The sequence below is a fragment of the Pseudomonas sp. GW822-FHT03F08 genome, assembly GCF_058801265.1.
The window spans coordinates 768,730-790,127 of the sequence record NZ_JBXANC010000001.1 but is presented as its reverse complement, the minus strand read 5'-3'; the positions used below and the strand labels follow the sequence as shown (position 1 = coordinate 790,127).

The 21,398-nt window shown below is 60.8% G+C and carries 26 protein-coding genes; 16 read left to right on the top strand and 10 right to left on the bottom strand.

All coding sequences use genetic code 11. The features are described 5' to 3' along the window. Window positions 1–193: 193 nt before the first annotated feature. From scpC to AC1RME_RS03695, 7 genes are all read left to right on the top strand, one after another. A complete protein-coding gene (gene scpC, locus AC1RME_RS03725) occupies window positions 194–1,687 on the top strand; it encodes a succinyl-CoA:acetate CoA-transferase ScpC (protein WP_096822461.1) in 1,494 nt (497 codons plus the stop codon). 321 nt (window positions 1,688–2,008) lie between these two features. After that, entirely contained in the window at window positions 2,009–2,224 is a 216-nt protein-coding gene (locus AC1RME_RS03720; RefSeq protein ID WP_003220409.1) for a DUF1127 domain-containing protein, read from the top strand. Between the two features lie 221 nt (window positions 2,225–2,445). Then, window positions 2,446–2,691 (top strand): DUF1127 domain-containing protein, encoded by a 246-nt coding sequence (locus AC1RME_RS03715; protein WP_493070467.1) that lies wholly within the window; start codon window positions 2,446–2,448, stop codon window positions 2,689–2,691. Between the two features lie 135 nt (window positions 2,692–2,826). Then, complete coding sequence (locus tag AC1RME_RS03710) at window positions 2,827–3,144, top strand: DUF2388 domain-containing protein (RefSeq protein WP_085713004.1); 318 nt, start codon at window positions 2,827–2,829, stop codon at window positions 3,142–3,144. Window positions 3,145–3,251: 107 nt separating this feature from the next. Beyond that, the gene (locus tag AC1RME_RS03705) at window positions 3,252–3,560 is read left to right on the top strand and encodes a DUF2388 domain-containing protein (protein ID WP_096822459.1); all 309 of its coding nucleotides are present in this window, start codon (window positions 3,252–3,254) and stop codon (window positions 3,558–3,560) included. A 28-nt stretch (window positions 3,561–3,588) separates the two neighbouring features. Next, the gene (locus AC1RME_RS03700; protein WP_065260625.1) at window positions 3,589–3,909 is read left to right on the top strand and encodes a DUF2388 domain-containing protein; all 321 of its coding nucleotides are present in this window, start codon (window positions 3,589–3,591) and stop codon (window positions 3,907–3,909) included. After that, entirely contained in the window at window positions 3,906–5,867 is a 1,962-nt protein-coding gene (locus AC1RME_RS03695) for a DUF7844 domain-containing protein (protein ID WP_096822458.1), read from the top strand. The genes AC1RME_RS03700 and AC1RME_RS03695 overlap by 4 nt, the downstream gene beginning before the upstream one ends. Before the next feature lie 70 nt (window positions 5,868–5,937). Here AC1RME_RS03695 and AC1RME_RS03690 read toward each other — a convergent pair whose 3' ends face one another. From AC1RME_RS03690 to trpB, 3 genes are all read right to left on the bottom strand, one after another. Further along, complete coding sequence (locus AC1RME_RS03690) at window positions 5,938–6,381, bottom strand: anti-virulence regulator CigR family protein (RefSeq protein WP_096822457.1); 444 nt, start codon at window positions 6,379–6,381, stop codon at window positions 5,938–5,940. Between the two features lie 120 nt (window positions 6,382–6,501). Then, window positions 6,502–7,314 carry a tryptophan synthase subunit alpha gene (gene trpA, locus AC1RME_RS03685; RefSeq protein ID WP_007953915.1) on the bottom strand — a complete coding sequence of 271 codons (813 nt, stop codon included), beginning with the start codon at window positions 7,312–7,314 and terminating at the stop codon, window positions 6,502–6,504. Continuing rightward, window positions 7,314–8,546 carry a tryptophan synthase subunit beta gene (gene trpB / locus AC1RME_RS03680; RefSeq protein ID WP_085713009.1) on the bottom strand — a complete coding sequence of 411 codons (1,233 nt, stop codon included), beginning with the start codon at window positions 8,544–8,546 and terminating at the stop codon, window positions 7,314–7,316. Before trpB ends, trpA begins: the two co-directional genes overlap by 1 nt. Before the next feature lie 112 nt (window positions 8,547–8,658). Between trpB and AC1RME_RS03675 the strand changes: the two genes are divergently transcribed. Continuing rightward, on the top strand, window positions 8,659–9,576 hold the full coding sequence (locus AC1RME_RS03675; RefSeq protein WP_096822456.1) for a LysR family transcriptional regulator: 918 nt from the start codon (window positions 8,659–8,661) through the stop codon (window positions 9,574–9,576). On the opposite strand, the gene AC1RME_RS03670 is transcribed toward AC1RME_RS03675, so the two are convergent. Further along, window positions 9,549–9,875, bottom strand: coding sequence for an ElaB/YgaM/YqjD family protein (locus AC1RME_RS03670; RefSeq protein WP_007953918.1), 327 nt, complete (start codon window positions 9,873–9,875; stop codon window positions 9,549–9,551). The two genes, AC1RME_RS03675 and AC1RME_RS03670, sit on opposite strands and share 28 nt — an antisense overlap. Window positions 9,876–10,031: 156 nt before the next feature. Between AC1RME_RS03670 and AC1RME_RS03665 the strand changes: the two genes are divergently transcribed. Together AC1RME_RS03665 and AC1RME_RS03660 are read left to right on the top strand one after the other, a co-directional pair. Continuing rightward, on the top strand, window positions 10,032–10,247 hold the full coding sequence (locus AC1RME_RS03665; protein ID WP_096822455.1) for a dodecin: 216 nt from the start codon (window positions 10,032–10,034) through the stop codon (window positions 10,245–10,247). A 128-nt stretch (window positions 10,248–10,375) separates the two neighbouring features. After that, on the top strand, window positions 10,376–10,600 hold the full coding sequence (locus AC1RME_RS03660) for a DUF1161 domain-containing protein (RefSeq protein WP_096822454.1): 225 nt from the start codon (window positions 10,376–10,378) through the stop codon (window positions 10,598–10,600). A 79-nt stretch (window positions 10,601–10,679) separates the two neighbouring features. Here AC1RME_RS03660 and AC1RME_RS03655 read toward each other — a convergent pair whose 3' ends face one another. After that, window positions 10,680–11,681 carry an LLM class flavin-dependent oxidoreductase gene (locus tag AC1RME_RS03655; RefSeq protein ID WP_039764807.1) on the bottom strand — a complete coding sequence of 334 codons (1,002 nt, stop codon included), beginning with the start codon at window positions 11,679–11,681 and terminating at the stop codon, window positions 10,680–10,682. Window positions 11,682–11,922: 241 nt separating this feature from the next. Here AC1RME_RS03655 and AC1RME_RS03650 point away from each other — a divergent pair, with 241 nt between their 5' ends. Continuing rightward, window positions 11,923–12,354, top strand: coding sequence for an OsmC family protein (locus AC1RME_RS03650; protein WP_096822453.1), 432 nt, complete (start codon window positions 11,923–11,925; stop codon window positions 12,352–12,354). A 102-nt stretch (window positions 12,355–12,456) separates the two neighbouring features. Next, window positions 12,457–12,696 (top strand): DUF1161 domain-containing protein, encoded by a 240-nt coding sequence (locus AC1RME_RS03645; RefSeq protein ID WP_074689739.1) that lies wholly within the window; start codon window positions 12,457–12,459, stop codon window positions 12,694–12,696. A gap of 6 nt (window positions 12,697–12,702) precedes the next feature. Here the strand turns inward: AC1RME_RS03645 and AC1RME_RS03640 are convergent, their stop codons facing one another. Both AC1RME_RS03640 and AC1RME_RS03635 read right to left on the bottom strand, forming a co-directional pair. Continuing rightward, window positions 12,703–13,122, bottom strand: coding sequence for a PA0061/PA0062 family lipoprotein (locus AC1RME_RS03640; RefSeq protein WP_096822452.1), 420 nt, complete (start codon window positions 13,120–13,122; stop codon window positions 12,703–12,705). Between the two features lie 40 nt (window positions 13,123–13,162). Further along, window positions 13,163–13,585, bottom strand: coding sequence for a PA0061/PA0062 family lipoprotein (locus AC1RME_RS03635; RefSeq protein WP_096822451.1), 423 nt, complete (start codon window positions 13,583–13,585; stop codon window positions 13,163–13,165). 59 nt (window positions 13,586–13,644) lie between these two features. Here AC1RME_RS03635 and AC1RME_RS03630 point away from each other — a divergent pair, with 59 nt between their 5' ends. Beyond that, window positions 13,645–14,730 (top strand): aminopeptidase, encoded by a 1,086-nt coding sequence (locus tag AC1RME_RS03630; RefSeq protein ID WP_493090479.1) that lies wholly within the window; start codon window positions 13,645–13,647, stop codon window positions 14,728–14,730. Between the two features lie 3 nt (window positions 14,731–14,733). Here AC1RME_RS03630 and AC1RME_RS03625 read toward each other — a convergent pair whose 3' ends face one another. Beyond that, window positions 14,734–15,384 (bottom strand): HAD family hydrolase, encoded by a 651-nt coding sequence (locus tag AC1RME_RS03625; protein WP_096822449.1) that lies wholly within the window; start codon window positions 15,382–15,384, stop codon window positions 14,734–14,736. 28 nt (window positions 15,385–15,412) lie between these two features. Next, entirely contained in the window at window positions 15,413–15,958 is a 546-nt protein-coding gene (locus AC1RME_RS03620; RefSeq protein WP_085647197.1) for a gamma carbonic anhydrase family protein, read from the bottom strand. A 62-nt stretch (window positions 15,959–16,020) separates the two neighbouring features. Here AC1RME_RS03620 and prlC point away from each other — a divergent pair, with 62 nt between their 5' ends. The 3 genes from prlC (at window position 16,021) to AC1RME_RS03605 (ending at window position 20,550) form a co-directional block, all read left to right on the top strand. Then, window positions 16,021–18,099, top strand: a complete 2,079-nt coding sequence (prlC, locus tag AC1RME_RS03615; protein ID WP_170929373.1) for an oligopeptidase A — start codon at window positions 16,021–16,023, stop codon at window positions 18,097–18,099. Beyond that, on the top strand, window positions 18,096–18,386 hold the full coding sequence (locus AC1RME_RS03610; RefSeq protein ID WP_007953955.1) for a YheV family putative zinc ribbon protein: 291 nt from the start codon (window positions 18,096–18,098) through the stop codon (window positions 18,384–18,386). The genes prlC and AC1RME_RS03610 overlap by 4 nt, the downstream gene beginning before the upstream one ends. Window positions 18,387–18,498: 112 nt before the next feature. Continuing rightward, window positions 18,499–20,550: a M3 family metallopeptidase gene (locus AC1RME_RS03605; RefSeq protein WP_096822448.1), complete on the top strand. Its 2,052-nt coding sequence runs from the start codon at window positions 18,499–18,501 to the stop codon at window positions 20,548–20,550. Here AC1RME_RS03605 and AC1RME_RS03600 read toward each other — a convergent pair. Further along, window positions 20,537–21,181: a dual specificity protein phosphatase family protein gene (locus tag AC1RME_RS03600; protein WP_096822447.1), complete on the bottom strand. Its 645-nt coding sequence runs from the start codon at window positions 21,179–21,181 to the stop codon at window positions 20,537–20,539. The genes AC1RME_RS03605 and AC1RME_RS03600 overlap by 14 nt on opposite strands. Window positions 21,182–21,398 lie beyond the last annotated feature (217 nt).

The window sequence follows — 21,398 nt, the reverse complement described above, 5'->3', positions numbered from 1 at the left end:
GCCCCGACTTGTCGGGGCGTTTTTGTTTGCGAAAAACGTCGGACAATTTGCCGCGTTGTTGCAGATCCGGTAACGGTGTTTTACTTGAAACCCGCTGAATAGACGCCTCGTTTGCGACCTTGGTAGCGGGACAGGCGCCCGCGAAATTCACTAGACTGCGCATCCTGCTACTCGCTGCCCGAGAAAATAATCCATGTACCGTGACCGTATTCGCCTGCCTTCGTTGTTGGATAAAGTGATGAGCGCCGCCGACGCTGCTGCGCTGATCGAGGACGGCATGACCGTCGGCATGAGCGGCTTCACCCGCGCCGGCGAAGCCAAGGCCGTTCCCCATGCACTGGCCGAGCGAGCCAAGGTCACGCCGCTGAAGATCAGCCTGATGACCGGTGCCAGCCTGGGCAACGACCTCGACAAGCAACTGACCGAGGCCGGCGTCCTGTCCCGGCGCATGCCGTTCCAGGTCGACAGCACCTTGCGCAAGGCGATCAACGCCGGCGAAGTGATGTTCATCGACCAGCACCTGTCGGAGACCGTCGAGCAACTGCGCAACCAGCAACTGAAACTGCCGGACATCGCCGTGATCGAAGCCGTGGCCATTACCGAACAGGGCCACATCGTGCCGACCACCTCGGTGGGCAACTCGGCGAGCTTCGCAATCTTCGCCAAACACGTGATCGTCGAGATCAACCTGGCACACAACGCCAACCTCGAAGGTCTGCATGACATCTATATCCCGACCTATCGCCCGACCCGCACGCCCATCCCGCTGGTAAAAGTCGACGACCGTATTGGCAGCACCGCGATCCCGATCCCTCCGGAGAAGATCGTCGCGATCGTGATCACCCAGCAGTCGGATTCGCCGTCCACCGTGTCGGCGCCGGATGTCGACACCAAGGCCATCGCCGATCACCTGATCACCTTCTTCAAGCAGGAAGTCGATGCCGGACGCATGACCAACAAGCTCGGCCCGTTACAGGCCGGGATCGGCAACATTGCCAACGCGGTGATGTGTGGGTTGATCGACTCGCCGTTCGAAGACCTGACCATGTACTCCGAAGTGCTGCAGGACTCGACTTTCGACCTGATCGATGCGGGCAAGCTGAGCTTCGCCTCGGGCAGCTCGATCACGCTGTCGGAGCGGCGCAACAGCGACGTGTTCGGCAACCTTGAGAAGTACAAGGACAAACTGGTGCTGCGCCCGCAAGAGATCTCGAACCATCCGGAAGTGGTTCGGCGCCTGGGCATCATCGGTATCAACACGGCGCTCGAGTTCGACATCTATGGCAACGTCAACTCCACCCACGTCTGCGGCACGCGGATGATGAACGGCATTGGCGGTTCGGGTGACTTCGCGCGCAACGCACACTTGGCGGTGTTCGTGACCAAGTCGATCGCCAAGGGCGGCGCGATTTCCAGCGTAGTGCCGATGGTCAGCCACGTCGACCATACCGAACATGACGTCGACATCCTGGTGACCGAGGTCGGTCTGGCCGACCTGCGCGGCCTGGCGCCACGTGAACGCGCCCGGGTCATCATCGACAACTGTGTGCACCCGGACTACCGCCAGGCGCTGAACGACTACTTCACAGCAGCCTGCGCCATCGGCGGCCACACCCCGCACATCTTGCGTGATGCTCTGAGCTGGCACATCAATCTGGAAGAAACCGGGCGCATGCTGAAGGCGTAATCCGCACAGATTTTCCGCTGGCGCAAACACAGTTTCGTCAGCGGGATTCTGAAAACTTCCATTACCGTCAAAAACTGTACTGCTGTACCGGTCTTTTCCTAAGGCTTTTGCCTACTCGAATCACCGAATTGAGCAAAAATGCACCAAATAGGCGCAGACAGGTACAGTTTGCGCAATTTTGACCCGTACACCCCCCATAAACAGTTAACTGGTCACTCACAATACAAGTGAACTGTATCTAGAGAGTCTGGCCAAACGAGAGGATCATAGGCACCAGTTAAACCACTACCTAATCCCGCCACAAGCGGAAGGATGTCAACCATGGAACGTACACTCAGTTCCGAACTGTTCTTCGAAGACAAAGCTGCAAAAACCCAGGCTTCCCTGCCTCTGCGCGTTATCGCCAACCTGATGCTGTGGCAGCGCCGCATCTCCAGCCGCCACCAACTGGCTCGCCTGGATTCGCGTCTGCTGGCTGACGCCGGGATTAGCGAAGCACAACGCTACGAAGAGCTGAGCAAGCCGTTCTGGCGCTAAGTAGCGTCGCTGGCTCTGGTCGTTAGACCCACCGCCAGCAACCCGAATTGAACACACAAGACCCGTCGCGGGAAACCGCGACGGGTCTTGTCGTTTTGGCGTCGGAAAACATGCGGTACAGGTGCCTGCATCGCAGACAAGTACAGTTTAACTTTTTCAAAAACTGAACCAGTACAATTTCACTGTGGTGTATCTGCCGTGCTCATTGCATTCGGCTCAACATGACCTTCCGCCTCCATCGGCAAAAGGAAGACGTCATGAATCACTTACAGGATGTTTCAGCAGTCGCGGTCGAACGCTCTCCTCGCTTCGGTCTCCTTCGACGGCTATTCAGGGGTTTCTGGCAAGGTCTGGAGCGCGCCAGGACGCGGCGCCTGCTGGCTCAACTCGATGGGCGGGATCTCGCCGATCTGGGTCTCAGCCACGCCGATCGGCAGAACGAACTGGAGAAACCCTTCTGGCGCTAGCATTTTGCCCTCTGTGCGAAACCTCCCACACAGGCCTAATATCCGGGCAGAACGTGGCGAATGCCGTGCGACTGGCGTCTGACTTCCCAGACACCAAGCCACCTCTCAATACGATATTTCCAGAGGAGTTACACCATGTCCCGTCTTCGCCTGCTCAGCGCTGCCGCCCTGCTGGCCGTGGCTGCCAATGCCAGCGCTACCAGCTTCATCGTGACCACCGACGCCGTTGTTGGCGCGCTGAAGTCCTCTTCGGACGCGACTTCCGACGTCAGTTCTTCGCTGCGTGACAACAAAGTCGTGATCGCTGCCCGTGACGACGCTGCCAGCTTCGTTGCCAGCGAAGGCCAGATCCGCGGCGTGAAGCTGGAGAGTGCTCTGGACCTCATCCGCCATCAGGCCCCGCAACTGAATGCGACCGACGCACAACTGGCACAAGCCATTCTGGCGATCTGAGCCGGCATTGCTGGAAGGGACACGCCCGTCGTGTCCCGATGTTTCGCCGCTGGCTCTAGACCGGGCATTGCGCTAGCCTTGGGGCTCGCTAACAGCTCCTGAGACTCATGCGTTTTCTTTCAAATCTGCTTATCCCTTCTGTTCTGGTCACTGTCTGCTGGACGACCTCGGTCGATGCCTTTGACGTCTCGACGCAAAACACCGTTGTCAGCGGTTACGCCACCAGCATGGTGTCTTCCGCGCCTTTCGACCGTAAACTGCTGCTCGCCGCCCACGACGATGCGGCGGCATTCGTTGCCAGTGACGGCCAGTTGCGAGGCGCTCAGCTGGAATCCGCGTTGCATTACCTGCGCAAATCCCGGCCAAAACTTCATGTAAGCGACCTTGAACTGGCACAGGCAATTCTCGTCCAATAGTTATTCTTGCCCCCTCCGGAGTCGTTCCATGCGTAGCCCGCTGATTGCTGCCGCCCTTGGCCTGTTGTTGTTGGCCGATATGGCCCAGGCGCACACCCTGGTAGCCACCAGTAACATCATCGTTCGTGCCTCCCAGCGCACCATCGATTTCACTTCCGATACCACCACTTCGATCCGCGATTCGAAAATCATCCGCGAAGCCCACGATGACGCCGCCAGCTTCGTCGCCAGCAACGGTGATATCCGTGGCGCGCACCTGGAAGCCGCCCTCAACACCCTGCGCACCCGCGTGCCGGAAGCCCGCGACGCCAGTGATCAGGTACTCGCCGAAGCCATCCTCGCATTGTGAAGTCTCTCAGCGCCTGGCTGCTGGCCGGGGCGCTGCTGCTGATCGGCAGCAACGCCCACGCCAGCCTGCAACTGCGGCTCAAGACCGACGGCCTGAGCCCCGCCCAACAACAGGCCAGCCAGGCGTTGCTCGATGAAGCGATGCAGAAACTGCCGCCCAGCTTCATCGAACGCCTGGATCGACGCATCGATGTCGGCTGGACCGACGACATGCCCGCCAATGCCTATGGCCAGGCGACGCTCGTCTCCGAGCTGGACCTGAACCGCAGACTGCTCGCCAGTCTCACCGACGGCAGCGCGGCCACGCAAAAAACCAATCGCCCCCACGGCACCGTGCGGCAGGAACTGCTGGCCACGGTGCTGCACGAAATCACCCATATCTACGACCGCGCACGCCTGTGGCCGGCCGCCGAACGCACGCTGATCCAGCGCTGCACGCGCCGCAATAACAGTGCCGGGCTGATCGGCCTGCCGGATGAGTGTCGGGGTCAGAATGACCGGCGCTTCACCCTCAGCGATGACCCGCGCCTGCTCGATCTCGCCGGCTGGCAGCAATACGTCGGCCGCCGTGGCGAACGTGAACAGCACAACCGGCAGATCGCCCGCAGCCCGGACCTGTACGAGGTCTCCAGTCCGAAGGAGTTCGTCGCGGTCAACATGGAGTATTTCCTCCTCGACCCGAGCTACGCCTGCCGCCGGCCCGCGCTGTACCGCTATTACCAGGAACACTTTGGCTGGGCGCCGCCGGAAAAGGACACCTGCGCCAAATCCTTTGCCTTCCTCAATGCCGGCAACGACTTTGCCAAACAGCCGCTGGGCCAGGTCGATCCGGAGCGGGTCTACGCCATCGACTACCTGCTGGCCGAAGCGAACCAGAACTGGGTCAGCCGCTGGGGGCACAGCATGTTGCGCCTGGTGATCTGCGCCCCGGGCCGGCCACGCGGACCGGATTGCAGACTGGATCTGGACCAGCATCTGGTGCTGTCCTACCGCGCATTCGTCGGCGATGTGCAGCTGTCGAGCTGGGACGGACTGGTCGGAAAATACCCTTCGCGTCTGTTCGTCCTGCCGTTGGCGCAGGTGATCGACGAATACACCAAGACCGAACTGCGCAGCCTCGCCTCGGTGCCGCTGAACCTGTCCCGCAGCGAGATCGAAGACGTCGTCGAACACGCCGCCGAAATGCACTGGAGCTACGACGGCAACTACTTCTTCCTGTCCAACAACTGCGCGGTGGAGAGCCTGAAACTGCTGCGCAGCGGTAGCAACAATGCGCAGCTCACCGGCCTCGACAGCATCATGCCCAACGGCTTGCTGGAAGTGCTCAAGGGCCGGGGCCTGGCGGATACCAGCGTGCTCGACAATCCCAAAGAGGCGTTGCGCCTGGGTTACCGCTTCGACTCGTTCCGCGATCGCTATCAGGCAATGTTCGAGGTGCTGAAGAAGCAATTGCCGATCAAGCAGACCAGCGTCGAGGAATGGCTGTCGCTGTCTGCCGAAGAGCGGCGGCCATGGTTCGAACGCGCGGACCTGCGTACCAGCGCCGCATTGCTGCTGTTGGAGCAGGCAAGCTTCCGTCGCCAGTTGCTGCTGGCCCAGGATGAGGTCAAGCAACGCTACCTCGGTGCCCGGGAACTGGAAAACGGCGGCATGGACAAGGCCAACGCAACGTTGCAGCAGATCCTCGCCAACAGCGGCTTCCTCAGTCGCCCGGCAGAACTGCTCGACTCTCGTGGTTATGGCCTGCCACAACCCAGCGAGTTCAGCCGACTGGAAGCCGAAAGCAGTCAGCGCCAGAAACAGCTACTGGTGCTGAGCGGTGATCTGGACAAGGAAGTGCGAGCGCTGCTGGAACCGAAGCGGGCAGCGGAGATTGCAGCCAACGAGGCCAACGTGAAGCAGATCGGCGAGCATTTGCGCAAACTGCACAAAGCCTCGGGCGGCCTGGATCTGCCCTGAAAAACCACTCCCCTGAAAAACAAAAGACCGCAGCCTGCGAAAGGCTGCGGTCTTTTTTATTGCCTGCAAATCAGTACAGAACACCATCCAACACTTCGTAGACGATCCCGGTACCGATCGCGATCAACACGATATCGCCACCGGCCCGACGCCATTCATAGCCCGGATACACCGGCAAACGTCCCAACGCCCGGGCATCCAGCCGCTCGCCGTAATAGCCGTGCGGCAACGGCCGGCCGCGTTCCAGGCGAATACCCGGAGGCGGAGGTGCACCGCGAACGAAGTAGCCGTGATTGTCACGAATCACCTGACGCACCGGCCCGAAGTCGTGTGGTGGCGGGCCGCCACGGTGGCTGCTTTGCCAATCATGGTGATCGCCACCGCGATTGTCGTACTGACCCTGTTGCGGGCCGCCGTGGTCGTGATCGTCGCGTGGGTCAGCGCTGGCCAGCAGCGGCGTCGCGCTGATCATCAGCACGCCCAGACTGGCAATCAGACGTTTCGGCATTTTCATGGATTTTCCTCACTGCACTAACAGCAAAAAGGGACTCAGAACGTGGTTCTGAATCCCTCGGTCTTGCTTGATTAGTCTGTGCCGCGAGGTGCTAATTCCTCTGTATCAGGAACTTTACCTTCAGCTGACGCGGGCCTTACGCACGCCTTCGGACAGTGCCGAACACAGGCTCAGTACGCCGTCGATGGCCTGGTCCGGCGTGGTCGCGTTGGCGATGTGATCGATCAGCGCCGACCCCACCACCACGCCATCGGCCAGACGCGCGATGGACGCAGCCTGCTCCGGCGTACGGATACCGAAACCGATGCTGATCGGCAGGTCGGTATGACGACGCAGACGCGCCACCGCTTCCTCGACGTGTTCCAGAGTCGCCGCACCGGCACCGGTCACACCGGCGACCGACACGTAGTAAACGAACCCGGAGCTGCCGTTCAACACTTTCGGCAGACGTGCATCATCAGTGGTGGGCGTAGTCAGGCGGATGAAGTCGATGCCTGCAGCCTGGGCCGGGTCGCACAGCTCCGAGTTGTGCTCCGGCGGCATGTCGACCACGATCAGGCCGTCAACGCCGGCCTCTTTGGCTTCAGCGATGAAGCGCTCGACTCCAAATTTGTGGATTGGGTTGAAGTAACCCATCAGCACCAGCGGCGTGTCGCTGTTGTCCTTGCGGAACTCGCGGACCATCTGCAGGGTTTTGATCAGGTTCTGTTTGGCCCCCAAGGCACGGATGTTCGCCAGTTGGATCGCCGGACCGTCGGCCATCGGGTCGGTGAACGGCATACCCAGCTCGATCACGTCGGCACCGGCTTTCGGCAGGCCCTTGAGGATCGCCAGCGAAGTGTCGTAATCCGGATCACCGGCGGTGACGAAGGTCACCAGTGCGGCGCGGTTCTGTTCCTTGAGTTCGGCAAAGCGGGTTTGCAGGCGGCTCATCAGTGTTTCTCCTGCTTGGAAGTTTCCATGTGGTGCATGACGGTCTGCATGTCTTTGTCACCGCGGCCGGACAGGTTGACCACCATCAGGTGATCCTTCGGCAGCTTCGGCGCGCGTTTGAATACTTCAGCCAGGGCATGGGCGCTTTCCAGTGCCGGAATGATCCCTTCCAGACGGCAGCACTGGTGGAATGCCGCAAGGGCTTCGTCGTCGGTCACCGAGGTGTACTGGACGCGGCCGATGTCATGCAACCACGCGTGTTCCGGGCCAATGCCCGGATAGTCGAGGCCGGCGGAAATCGAGTGGGCGTCGATGATCTGGCCATCGTCGTCCTGCAGCAGGAAGGTACGGTTGCCGTGCAACACACCCGGTACGCCGCCGTTGAGGCTGGCCGCGTGCTTGCCGGTCTCGATGCCGTAACCGGCGGCTTCGACGCCGATGATTTCCACGCTCTTGTCGTCGAGGAACGGGTGGAACAGGCCCATGGCGTTGGAACCGCCGCCGATGCACGCCACCAGGCTGTCCGGCAGGCGACCTTCCTGAGCTTGCAGCTGCTCGCGGGTTTCCTTGCCAATCACCGCCTGGAAGTCGCGAACCATAGCTGGGTAAGGATGCGGGCCGGCCACGGTGCCGATCAGGTAGAAGGTGCTGTCGACGTTGGTCACCCAGTCACGCAGCGCTTCGTTCATCGCGTCTTTCAGGGTGCCGGTGCCGGCGACCACCGGGATCACCTCGGCGCCCAGCAGCTTCATGCGGAACACGTTGGCCTGCTGACGTTCGATGTCAGTGGTGCCCATGTAGATCACGCAATCCAGGCCAAAGCGCGCAGCCACGGTGGCCGTCGCCACGCCGTGCATGCCGGCGCCGGTCTCGGCGATGATGCGTTTCTTGCCCATGCGCCGCGCCAGCAGGATCTGGCCGATGCAGTTGTTGATCTTGTGCGCGCCGGTGTGGTTCAGCTCTTCGCGCTTGAGGTAGATCTTGGCGCCACCGCAGAACTCGGTCAGGCGCTCGGCGAAATACAGCGGGCTCGGACGTCCGACGTAGTCGCGCTGGAAGTAGGCCAATTCCTCTTTGAACGCCGGATCTTCCTTGGCCGCTTCGTACTCGCGGGCCAGATCGAGGATCAACGGCATCAGGGTTTCGGCAACGTAACGGCCGCCGAACGAGCCAAACAGGCCGTTGGCGTCAGGGCCGTTACGCAGATCGGAGGTGTTCGAAGTCTGGGTCATGGTTCGCTCCAGCGGATTTCACGAGAAGACAATGGCGTTCACTCTACCCCTGACCTTGCAGGCTGAAAACCGATAAGATCGCCACAACCTGTCAGGAAAACTCACAGATATCATGAGCCATGACCTTCCCCCGCTGAACGCCCTGCGCGCCTTCGAAGCCACCGCCCGGCTGAACAGCGTCAGCCAGGCCGCCGAGCAGCTGCATGTCACCCACGGCGCGGTCAGCCGCCAGCTCAAGGTGCTTGAAGAGCACCTGGGCGTCAGCCTGTTCGCCAAGGACGGTCGCGGCTTGAAACTCACAGATGCCGGTATCCGTCTGCGCGATGCCAGCGGCGAGGCGTTCGACCGTTTGCGCAGTGTTTGTGCCGAGCTGACCCAAAGCACCGCCGACGCTCCGTTCGTGCTCGGCTGCTCCGGCAGCCTGCTGGCGCGCTGGTTCATTCCGCGACTGGGAAGGCTCAATGCCGATCTGCCGGACTTGCGTCTGCACCTGTCGGCCGGAGAAGGCGACCTCGATCCGCGCCGCCCGGGACTCGATGCCTTGCTGCTGTTCGCCGAACCGCCATGGCCGGCGGACATGCAAGTCTACGAGCTGGCCAGCGAACGCATCGGCCCGGTCATGAGCCCGCTGTTCAGCGGCTACCAGCACCTGAAATCGGCGCCGCCCACTGCCCTGCTCGGCGAACCCTTGCTGCACACAACCTCACGCCCGCAAGCCTGGCCGAGCTGGGCGCAGCAAACCGGCCTCGACGCCAAGGCATTGAAGCTGGGCCAAGGTTTCGAGCATCTGTATTACTTGCTGGAAGCGGCCGTCGCCGGATTGGGCGTGGCGATTGCGCCGGAACCCTTGGTGGCCGAAGACTTGAAAGCCGGGCGCCTGGTCGCGCCATGGGGCTTTTGCGAAACCCCGGCGCAACTGGCGCTGTGGCTACCCAAGCGCGCCGCAGACGGACGCGCCCGGCAACTGGCGCAATGGCTCAAGAACGAGCTACGCCAGGCGGATCACTCGCCGCGCTTGAACAGCAGATAAGCGGCCAGCAGACCCAGTGCCCCGACCGCCACACCGGCAGTCGTCCACGGATGTTCCTGCGCATAATCACGGGTGGCGATCCCGGTTTCGCGGGTTTTGACTTTGACTTCTTCGTAGGCATCGCTGAGCAGGCTGCGCGAATGTTTCAGCGCACTTTCGGCGTTGCCCTTGAGCGCCTTGAGGGTCTTGCGCGACTCGTCCGAAGCGTCGTCTTTCAGGCTTTCCAGCGACTTGAGCAGACTCTCGATCTCCGCTTCCATGCTTTGCAATGAGGCTTTGCGTAACGAGGTGTTGGCCATGGTGGCTCTCCTGCATTGGTGATGAGTGGCGTGTGTTGTTTGGGACTTCGCGGGTTCTGGAAAGTGCAGAAAATCTGAACTCGCCTTTCCCGAAGCGAACGAAATCAACACTGCAAATCGCTGCTAGGCTCAATTCCACACGTCAAGGAGATCGCCATGAGTGACCATCACACCTACAAGAAAATCGAGCTGGTCGGTTCGTCCCCCAGCAGCATCGAAGACGCCATCAACAACGCGCTGGCCGAGGCCGGCAAGAGCATCAAGCATCTGGAATGGTTTGAGGTGGTCGATACCCGTGGCCACATCAAGGACAACAAGGCCGCCCACTTTCAAGTGACCCTGAAAGTCGGGTTCCGGATTGCCAGCAGCTGAGTTTGGTCTACGCTTCTGAACTTGCGCGCTGGCCGAATGCCATAGGAATGGCAAAGCGCTACAGGGTGAGCGCATCGGGTAAATCGCTCGATGCCCGCCTCTTTTAATCCGACCAGGGAGTGCGACCGATGAAGAAGTTCATGTTGGCAGTAGGTTTGTTGAGCCTTGCGGGTGGTGCGTTTGCTGCCGGCAAGCCCTGTGAAGAAGTGAAAGCCGCGATCGCGGCAAAACTGGATGCGAAACACGTCTCCGGTTATTCGCTGGAAATCGTCGATAAAGGTGCTGCCGCTGGCGGCAAGGTCGTCGGCAAATGCGAGGGCGGCACCAAGGAAATCGTCTACAAGCGCGGTTGATCGCGCCTGAAATGCAAAAGCCGACGCAATGCGTCGGCTTTTTTGTGCCCGGCTATCTTTTTTGCACAACTATCGGACTTCAGCCCTTCATCACCTGCGCCAGCAATTCGTAGGAATGCAGGCGATCGGCGTGTTCGTACAGGTCGCAGGTGAAAATCAGCTCATCCGCCTGAGTCTGTTCAATCAGCACCTCAAGTTTTGCGCGGATTTTCTGCGGGCTGCCGACCATCGCCAGACCGAGGAAATCACCCACCGCCTCACGCTCGTGAGGCAGCCACAGTCCGTCCATGGTTTTCACCGGCGGACGCTGCACCAGACTTTGCCCACGCATCAGCGCGAGAATTCGCTGGTACACCGAGGTCGCCAGGTAATCGGCCTGCTCGTCGGTGTCGGCGGCCACCAGCGGCACGCCGAGCATCACGTACGGCTTGTCGAGCACCGCCGATGGCTTGAAGTGGTTGCGGTAGACGCGAATCGCCTCGTGCATGAAGCGCGGTGCGAAATGTGAGGCAAAGGCGTAGGGCAAACCGCGCTCGCCGGCCAGTTGCGCACTGAACAGGCTGGAACCCAACAGCCAGATCGGCACGTTGGTGCCGGTGCCCGGCATCGCGATCACACGCTGATCCGGCGTACGCGGGCCGAGGAAACGCGCCAGTTCGGCCACGTCTTCCGGGAAGTCGTCGGCACTGCCGGAGCGTTCACGGCGCAGGGCTCGGGCGGTCATCTGGTCGGAGCCGGGCGCGCGGCCCAGGCCGAGGTCGATCCGCCCCGGATACAGGCTTTCAAGGGTGCCGAACTGCTCGGCAATCACCAGCGGCGCGTGGTTGGGCAACATCACGCCGCCGGAGCCGACGCGGATGGTCGACGTGCCGCCGGCCAGATAGCCCAGCAACACCGACGTCGCAGAACTGGCGATGCCGTCCATGTTGTGGTGCTCGGCGACCCAGAACCGGGTGTAGCCGAATTTTTCGACATGCTGCGCCAGATCCAGCGAGTTGCGCAGCGACTGGGCCGGGCTACCGTTCTCGCGCACCGGCACCAGATCGAGGGTGGAAAACTTTACGTCGGACAGTTGCTTCATAAACCTGCATCTCCGATTGAGGGCGCAGGTTTGTTCTTGGCGAACGCAAACCTGCCCAATTCATAAGCGTGTTCTGTGCAATAAGGGCATATACCCGAGTTTCAATAGCCGATCCGAAATTTCCTACTAAAAAAGTCAACGATTCAGATGAGCTGAACTTTGTCCCGGCGTCTATCCTCAGAAGCCTTGCAAGCAGAAACCCTGATGGCGCGGCGTTTCGCGCCGATTTGAGGAGGCACACATGGCTATCGTGAAGAAGGCATCCGCACATTGGGAAGGTGACCTGAAAACCGGCATCGGCTCGATCTCCACCGAAACCGGCGTCCTGCGGGAAGCGCCGTACGGCTTCAAGGCCCGCTTCGAAGGCGGCAAGGGCACCAACCCGGAAGAACTGATCGGCGCCGCCCATGCCGGCTGTTTCTCCATGGCGTTCTCGATGATCCTCGGCGACGCCGGGCTGAAGGCCGAAAGCATCGACACCCAGGCCGAAGTCACCCTCGATCAGGTTGAGGGCGGTTTCGCGATCACCGCCGTGAAGCTGATCCTCAAAGCTAAAATCCCAGGTGCCACCCAGGCGCAATTCGAGGAACTGAGCAACAAGGCCAAGGAAGGATGTCCGGTATCGAAGGTGCTGAACGCGAAGATCAGCCTGGATGCATCACTGGTCAGTTGATTGACTTGCGCCGAATCAGAACCCGCCAGGCAAAAATGTGGTCGAATAAATGACAGCAGCTTTCGCGCATCTTCGTGCGCGCTGCTCCCAGGAGCTTCAACCATGAAACGTTTTGCCTTGGCGGTTATCTGTGGCGTGCTGGCGACGTCGGCCTTCGCGGCGCCAAAAGATTGCGAAGAACTCAAGCAAGAGATCGAAATCAAGATTCAGGCGAATGCCGTGCCTTCCTACACCCTGGAGATAGTCTCCAAAGAGGAAGCCGAAAAGCACGACGTCGCCATGATCGTCGGCACTTGCGACAACGGTACGAAGGCCATCATCTACCAGAAGAACGACCGCTGATTCAGGTTAGATGGCGCAATAGGTGTCGCGATCCTCGGCAACAATTTCCCGCTTGGCGTTATACAGCCGGGCACTGGGAGTAAACATCAGGGAGCGACCCTCCAGCACATAACGCTGACCCGCTTCGAAATGGTCGAAGCGGATGGTCAGGTAGCACAGGCGCTCCACGGGGTCGTTCAACAGACCGCCGCCTCCACCAGGCGCCTCGAAATCGAAACGCACCAGCAACTCATGGCTGCCGGGCGTTACCTGGAAAAAACGTCCGTCAGTCAGGCGCTGCTTGTCGAGACGTTCGGCCATCAGCAATTTTCCGCCCGGGGTCGGCGTCGAGAACTCGACCCAGGCCATGTTGGGATCGACCGGAGGCATCGGCGTCTGACAACCGGCGAGTACACCGGCAACCAGTAACAGCATCGTCTTGCGCATGATGAATGTCCGTGAATTCGGACATCCAGCATAACGCCGATCAGGTGCGCTGACAGCCTGCCGGTTTGCCCTGACCGACTACGTTGCGCTGCTGGTCATAGAGTTTGGCCCACGGCCGGAAACCGATATTGCCGGCCTGGAGCTGATAGCGTTGGCCGGCGTTGAAGTCCTTGAATGTCACGTTCAACTGGCAATCGCGCCACAGGGGCTCCGCGTCGGGGCCGATGTTGGTTGCCTCCACCGGAAACTGGTAACGCACCTTCAGTTCATGACTGCCGGGTTGTACTTCGAAGTAACGTTTGTCGACGGCAGCCTTCTTGTCGACTTCCAGCGCTTGCAGCGCCGTGTCCTGTTGCCGTGTATCCAGGTCGATCCAGGCTTGCGTGGGGTCGGGCGAAGGCATTCCGAATCCGGCACAACCGGCCAGCGTCAGCAGGCCTCCCGTCAGTATCAACATGCGCATGGCGGAGCTCCAATGGGCGGGATAGTCTTGCGATCAGACTTTCCGGGGGATTTCTTATTGTGATCAGGCCGTTTCCAAGCCTTGGGTTACTTGATCGCGTTTTGCGGGTTTTGTTTCCGAGCACATTGCTTTTGCTGCTCAACGGTTGTTCCAGCGTCAGCTATTACAGTCAGTTGGCCTGTGGTCAGCTGCAATTGCTGCGGGCTCGCGAGCCAGTGGCCGAGGTGATCGCCGACCCGAGCCGGGACGCCACACTGCGTGCCCACCTGGCCCAGTCGCAGAAGGCCCGGGACTTCGCCAGCCAACACCTGCACCTGCCGGATAACCAGAGCTATCGCCTGTACGCCGATATCCATCGCCCATACGTGGTGTGGAACGTGTTCGCCACCCCGGAGTTTTCCCTGAGCCCGCAAAACCATTGCTTCCCGATTGCCGGCTGCGTGGCCTATCGCGGCTACTACAGCCAGAGTGCGGCGCGGGGCGAGGCGGCGATTCAGCGCTTGCAAGGCATGGACGTGTCGATTGGCGGCGTCGAGGCCTATTCGACCCTGGGCTGGTTCAATGATCCGATCCTCAACTCGATGATGGGCTGGGGTGACGAACGCTTGGCCACGCTGATCTTCCATGAGCTGGGCCACCAACGTTTCTATGTGAAGGACGACACCGAGTTCAACGAGTCTTACGCGACCTTCGTCGAGCAGGAAGGCACCCGGCAGTGGCGGGCGTTTCGTGGCTTGCCGCCAGAGAACGATGCCCAGCTCAAACGACGGGATCAGTTCATTCAACTGATCCTCGACACCCGAACCCGGCTGGAGAAGCTGTACGCCCAGTCGATGCCCGTCGAACACATGCGCGAACGCAAGGCTGCCGAGTTCGAACGGTTTCGCCGGGATTATCGGGCGATGCGCGACAGCCAGTGGGCCGGCGACAAACGTTACGACGCCTGGGTCAATGCGCCGCTGAACAATGCGCGGTTGTTGCCGTTCGGGCTGTATGACCAGTGGGTGCCGGCGTTTGCAGCCTTGTTCAGGCAGGTGGGCGGGGATTGGCTGAAGTTCTATGCACAGGTGGAGAAACTGGGCGGATTGCCGGCTGACAAGCGAAAGACAGCCCTGCGTGAGCTGGCCGCCCTTCGCTCCGATTGACGATCAGCGCTGCAGAAACGCCTGATGCAACTCGGCCAGGGTTTCGAAGTGATAAGCCGGCGCCTCGGCGCTCAGCTCTTCATGGCTGCCGAAACCATAACCCACTGCCGCTGCATCCAGACCGTTGCTGCGGGCGCCGATCAGGTCGTGCTTGCGGTCACCGATCATCAGCGTATTGGCCGGATCCAGCCCTTCTTCTGCGATCAGGTGGGCAATCAGCTCGACCTTGTTGGTGCGGGTGCCGTCCAGCTCGCTGCCATAGATCACCTTGAAGTGTTTGGCGAAATCGAAGTGCCGGGCGATTTCCCGGGCGAACACCCACGGTTTTGAAGTCGCGATATACAGCTGCCGGCCTTGGCCACTCAGGGTTTCCAGCAATGGTGTGACGCCCTCGAACACCCGGTTCTCGTACAGACCGGTAACCTTGAAACGCTCGCGATAGAAATTCACCGCCTCCCACGCCTTGGCTTCATCGAAACCATAAAACTGCATGAACGCCTGCAACAGCGGCGGGCCGATGAAGTGTTCCAGTTTGGTCAGGTCCGGCTCATCGATACCGAGTTTGCTCAAGGCGAACTGGATGGAGCGGGTGATGCCCTCGCGCGGATCGGTCAGGGTGCCATCGAGGTCGAACAGTACGGTCTGGTAATGCATGAAAAATCCCGGGCAATAGAGAGAAAAGTCAGAGCTGGTCGTAGCCTTCGGCCAGATGCAGGTCCTTGAGCTTCACGTAGTTCGCCGCGCTGTAGGTGAAAAAGGCGTTTTCCTTGTCGGTCAGCGGGCGAACCTGCTTCACCGGGCTGCCCACGTACAGGAAACCGCTTTCCAGGCGCTTGCCCGGTGGCACCAGGCTGCCGGCGCCGATGATCACGTCGTCCTCGACCACCGCGCCGTCCATGACGATGCTGCCCATGCCGATCAGCACGCGGCTGCCGACGGTGCAGCCATGCAGCATGACCTTGTGGGCGATGGTCACATCGTCACCGATCAGCAGCGGAAAGCCGTCCGGATTGAACGGGCCGGCGTGGGTGATGTGCAACACACAGCCATCCTGCACGCTGGTGCGTGCGCCGATACGGATGCGGTGCATGTCGCCGCGGATCACCGTCAACGGCCACACGGAGCTGTCTTCGCCGATTTCGACGTCGCCGATCACCACCGCGGAGCCGTCGACAAAAGCGCCTTTGCTCAAGCGTGGGGTGTGATTCTGGTACTTGCGAAGGGACACGATTAGTTCTCTCTCTGTCGCCGATAGCTGCGGTGGGTGTCGATTGTAATTAAGATGGGCGCATGTTTCTTCCAGCCAAGGTGCCAACCGTGAGCGTGAACAACCCTCTTCTGCAGTCCTACGACCTGCCGCCGTTCTCCGCGATCCGTGCCGAACACGTGCAGCCGGCCATCGAAACCATCCTGGCCGACAACCGCGCCGCCATCGCCGAGATCCTCAAGACTCAGGGCCAGAACCCGACCTGGGCCGGGCTGGTGCTGGCGATGGACGAACTCAATGATCGCCTGGGCGCTGCCTGGAGCCCGGTCAGCCACCTCAATGCCGTGTGCAACAGCGCCGAACTGCGTGAAGCCTACGAGTCGTGCCTGCCAGCATTGAGCGCCTACTCCACCGAAATGGGCCAGAACCGCGAGCTGTTCCAGGCCTATGAAGCCCTGGCCAACAGCCCGGAAGCCGCCGGTTTCGACGTGGCGCAGAAAACCATTCTGGAACACGCCCTGCGCGATTTCCGCCTGTCGGGTATCGACCTGCCGGAAGCCGAACAGAAGCGCTACGCCGAAGTGCAGAGCAAGCTGTCCGAGCTGGGCAGCCGCTTCTCCAACCAGTTGCTCGACGCCACTCAGGCCTGGACCAAGCACCTGACCGATGAAGCCGCCCTCGCCGGCCTGACCGATTCGGCCAAGGCGCAAATGGCTGCTGCGGCACAGGCCAAAGGCCTCGACGGCTGGCTGATCACCCTGGAATTCCCGAGCTACTACGCGGTGATGACCTACGCCCAGGACCGTGCGCTGCGCGAAGAAGTCTACGCCGCCTACTGCACCCGTGCGTCGGATCAAGGCCCGAACGCCGGCCAGAACGACAACGGCCCGGTGATGGGCGAAATCCTCGACCTGCGTCAGGAGCTGGCAAAGCTGCTCGGTTTCTCCAGTTTCTCCGAGCTGAGCCTGGCGACCAAAATGGCCGAATCCAGCGACCAGGTGCTGAGCTTCCTGCGCGACCTGGCCAAGCGCAGCAAACCGTTCGCTGCCCAGGATCTGCAACAGCTCAAGGCTTACGCCGCCGAACAGGGCTGCGCCGATCTGCAAAGCTGGGACAGCGGTTTCTACGGTGAAAAACTCCGCGAACAACGCTACAGCGTCGCCCAGGAAACCCTGCGCGCCTACTTCCCGATCGACAAAGTGCTGGGCGGTCTGTTCGCTATCGTTCAACGTCTTTACGGTATCGAGATCGCCGAACTGAAAGGCTTCGATACCTGGCATCCGGACGTACGCCTGTTCGAGATCAAGGAAAACGGCCAGCACGTCGGCCGCTTCTTCTTCGACCTCTACGCCCGCGCCAACAAGCGCGGCGGTGCCTGGATGGACGGCGCCCGCGACCGTCGCCGCACCCTCGACGGCGTGCTGCAAAGCCCGGTGGCCAACCTTGTGTGCAACTTCACCCCGGCCGACAGCGGCAAGCCTGCGCTGCTGACCCACGATGAAGTGACCACCCTGTTCCACGAATTCGGTCACGGCCTGCATCACCTGCTGACCCGCGTCGAGCATGCCGGCGTATCGGGCATCAACGGCGTGGCGTGGGATGCGGTCGAGCTGCCGAGCCAGTTCATGGAAAACTGGTGCTGGGAGCCGGAAGGCCTGGCGCTGATTTCCGGCCACTACGAAACCGGCGAGCCGTTGCCGCAGGATCTGCTGGAAAAAATGCTCGCAGCGAAGAACTTCCAGTCCGGCCTGATGATGGTGCGTCAGCTGGAGTTCTCGCTGTTCGACTTCGAACTGCACGCCACCCACGGTGACGGTCGCAGCGTCGCGCAGGTGCTGGAAGGCGTGCGCAACGAAGTCTCGGTGATGCGCCCTCCGGCCTACAACCGCTTCCCGAACAGCTTCGCGCACATCTTCGCCGGCGGTTACGCGGCGGGTTACTACAGCTACAAATGGGCGGAAGTGCTGTCGGCAGATGCCTTCTCCAAGTTCGAAGAAGACGGCGTGCTCAATGCCGACACCGGTCGCGCCTTCCGCGAGGCGATCCTGGCCCGCGGCGGCTCGCAGGAGCCGATGGTGCTGTTCGTCGACTTCCGTGGCCGTGAGCCATCGATTGACGCACTCTTGCGCCACAGCGGCCTGAGTGAGGACGCGGCAGCATGAGTGAGGCACCTGTGAAGACCAAAAAACGCTTTATCGCCGGGGCCGTCTGCCCGGCGTGCAGCGAGCCGGACAAGCTGATGATGTGGAGCGAAGACGATGTCCCGCACCGCGAATGCGTGGCGTGCGGCTACAGCGATACGCTGAACGCACAAGGGTTGTCGGTTCCAAAAGAGCTGGGCACGCGGGTCAACACCAGTGCGCTCAAGCCTGCACCGGACAAAACGGTTCAGGCGGTGCAGTTCTTCCCGAATCCGAAGCTGAAGAAAAAGCCCGACGAGCAACACTGATCCAGAACCACCTTCTGCCGAATCCCGGTGGAAGGTGGTATTGGCTTAACACCCGTCCTCTGCACTTGCTTCGTAGGCTGGCCGTTTCCGCCATGCCTCGAAGGAAGCTGCCATGCCTGACTCCAATCCCCTCCTGCAACACTGGACCCTGCCACCCTGGCCGGATATTCGCACCGAGCATCTGCTGCCGGCGATCAACAGCATCATTGCCGACAACCGACAAATCGTTGCGCAAGTGATCGCCAGTCAGGCCGAGCACCCCGGCTGGGATGATCTGGTGCTGAGCATCGATGAAGCGGATGCCCGTCTCAATGAAGTCCGCTCGATTCTCGAAACGTTGTCGACGGTCAGGTCCGACGATGCCACGTGGCTCGTGGAAAGCGCCAAGGCGCATCTGGCAATCAATCAGTATCGTTCCGAAAAATCCCGCAATCGCCCGCTGTACGAGGCCTACCAGCGTTTGGCGCGGAGTTCGATCGCGGCCAACTTCGATGAGTCACGCAAGATCGTGCTGGCGCGGATACTGCGCAAATTCAGGCAGTCGGGCATCGAGCTTCCCACTGAGCAACAGCAGGAACTGGCCCGGTTGAACCTTGAGATCGGCGGCCTGGAATCCGTGTTTTTGACCCACCTCGAACGCTGGACCGAGACCTGGAGCAAACGGATCGACGACGTTGCACTGCTCGCGGGTCTGTCACCGGCGATGAGGGATCGCCTGGCGCGCGCCGCACGCGAGGCCGGCCATGACGGCTGGCTGATCCGTCTGGATCAGAACACCTGCAATCACATCCTCAAGTACGCCGAGAACCGTGCCTTGCGGGAAGAATGCTGTGTGGCCTACGCGACCCGCGCCTCCGATCAGGGGCCGTTGGCCGGCCGCTTCGATAACGGCCCGGTACTGACGGCGTTGCTTGCCTTGCGCCAACAGAAAGCCCGTTTACTTGGCCACGAAAACGCCGCGCAACTGACGCTGGCAAAAACCATGTCCGGGACGACAGCGTGGGTCAGTGATTTTCTCCAGCGCCAGGTTGCGCAGTTGGCGCCGGCTCTCGAGCGGGACTCCATACAACTGGCCGCCTTTGCGTTGCAACGCGGCATCGACCGGATTCAGCCATGGGATGAAGACTTTCTCGCCGAACAATGGCGCCAGCAGCAGTTTCCCGGTGCGCTGGACGACCTGCGTGATTACTTCCCGCTCGAGGGTACCCTGCGCCGGCTCTGTCTGTTCTGTGAGCGAATGTTCGGGATCCGCATCGTCGAGCAAATCAGCGGCAGGCACTGGCATGACGATGTACGGCTGCTGGAAATCAGCGAGCACGAGCAAGTCATCGGCTACATCTACCTCGACCCGTTTCACCGCGACAACGCTGCGGATTTCGCCGGCACCTCCACGCTGCGCAACCGCCGGATCAATGCCGAAGGGCGCCCGGCGCTCCCCATTGCTGTGCTCTACAGCAATTTCACTCCGGCCACTGACAGCCATCCGTGCCGTCTCGAACTCGACGACCTGCAGGTACTTTTTCATGAGTTTGGCCACTGCCTTCAGCACGTACTGACGCGTTCACCTCATCACACCCTGTCCGGCATCCTGCAACTGGGCCATGAGGCAGCGGAATTCTCCGGGCAACTGTTCGAGCAGTGGTGTCAGTCGCGAGAGTTTGTGCTGTGGCTCGGCGCGCATTTCCAGACCGGCGAGCGCCTGAGTGCTTCACGGGTCGACGCCGCCCTGACGGCCAGTCAGGCCCACGCCAGCCGACAAAAAGCCTTGCTGCTGATGGGCGCGATCATCGATTTCGAGCTGCACCTGACCCACGGCGATGGGCGCTCTGTCGAAGCGGTTTGCGCCGACGTGCAGCGGACAATGGCTCACCTGCAACTACCGGGCAATCACCGGTTCGCCAATGGTTTCGATTACATGGTGACCCAGTACGACGCGTCGGTTTACGCCTATGTCTGGTCAGGGGTGCTGGCTCAAGAAGCGTTCAAACGCTTCAGTCATGACTGGGTGTTCAGGCCGCAGACCGGCCGGGCGTTCCGGGAAACGTTCTTTGCACCCGGGGCCGGGCGCCCGTTACTGGAAGCAGTGAAAGCTTTCGTCGGCCGGCCGGTCAGTGAAGACGTGGGTGCCGGCCGTTCGATCATCCGGCGGGTTACTTCAGATTGACGGTCTGGAACCAGCTCTTCATCGAGCAAGTAGCGAACGCACTGGTGCTGCAATCGCCATTGGCCAGTGCGGTACGCAGCTTCTCGACATCAGCCTGCATGACGTAGCGAACGCCGTCCTTGAAGTGACCGCTTTCACCGAAACCGCCCTGGGTCATTTCGTTCAGGGCGTCTTCCTTGCTCCAGCCTTGCACCACGATGCGATACATCGCGGCCATCAGGCCGGTGCGGTCGGAGCCGTGCTTGCAATGCATCAACACTGGGCCGTTGGCTTCGGCGGTCTGGATCGCGCGCAAGGTCTTGAGCACGTCGCTGTCATCGACATGATTGGTGCGATACGGCAGTTGCACCTGATTGATGCCAGGAGCGTTCAGCCAACTCGAATCCGCCTCTGGCAGAAAGTTGATGACCGTTGCCACTTTCAGGTTTTGCAGCAACGGCACGGCACCGGCGTCAGGCAGCGCACTGCGATAAAGCGTGGGCGACATCTGAAAGAAGTTGTATTTCACTTCGACCGGTTGCGCCCATTCCGGAGGACGAGAAACCGGCGCATCTGCGGCATGGGCCGGGATCGAGCCGAGCAGGGCAAGCAGCGAGAAACAGATCGCAGAGGAAAAACGCTTCAAGGACATGCTGAGTGGTGACCGTGTGGGATTCGTCAGTGAGGGCCGCAGCTTGAGGGTTGTCCAGTCAAATCCCTGTGAGGCGTTTGTCAAAGAAACGTGAAGCCAGGGATATCCTTCGTCGCAAATCCGGGCTTTTTTTCGGCTGAATCGATTCATCCGGTTGGTTAGGCTGCTACCATTTGTCACATCATGTTGCAGACGCGTCCCCCTTTTCCGGGTCATT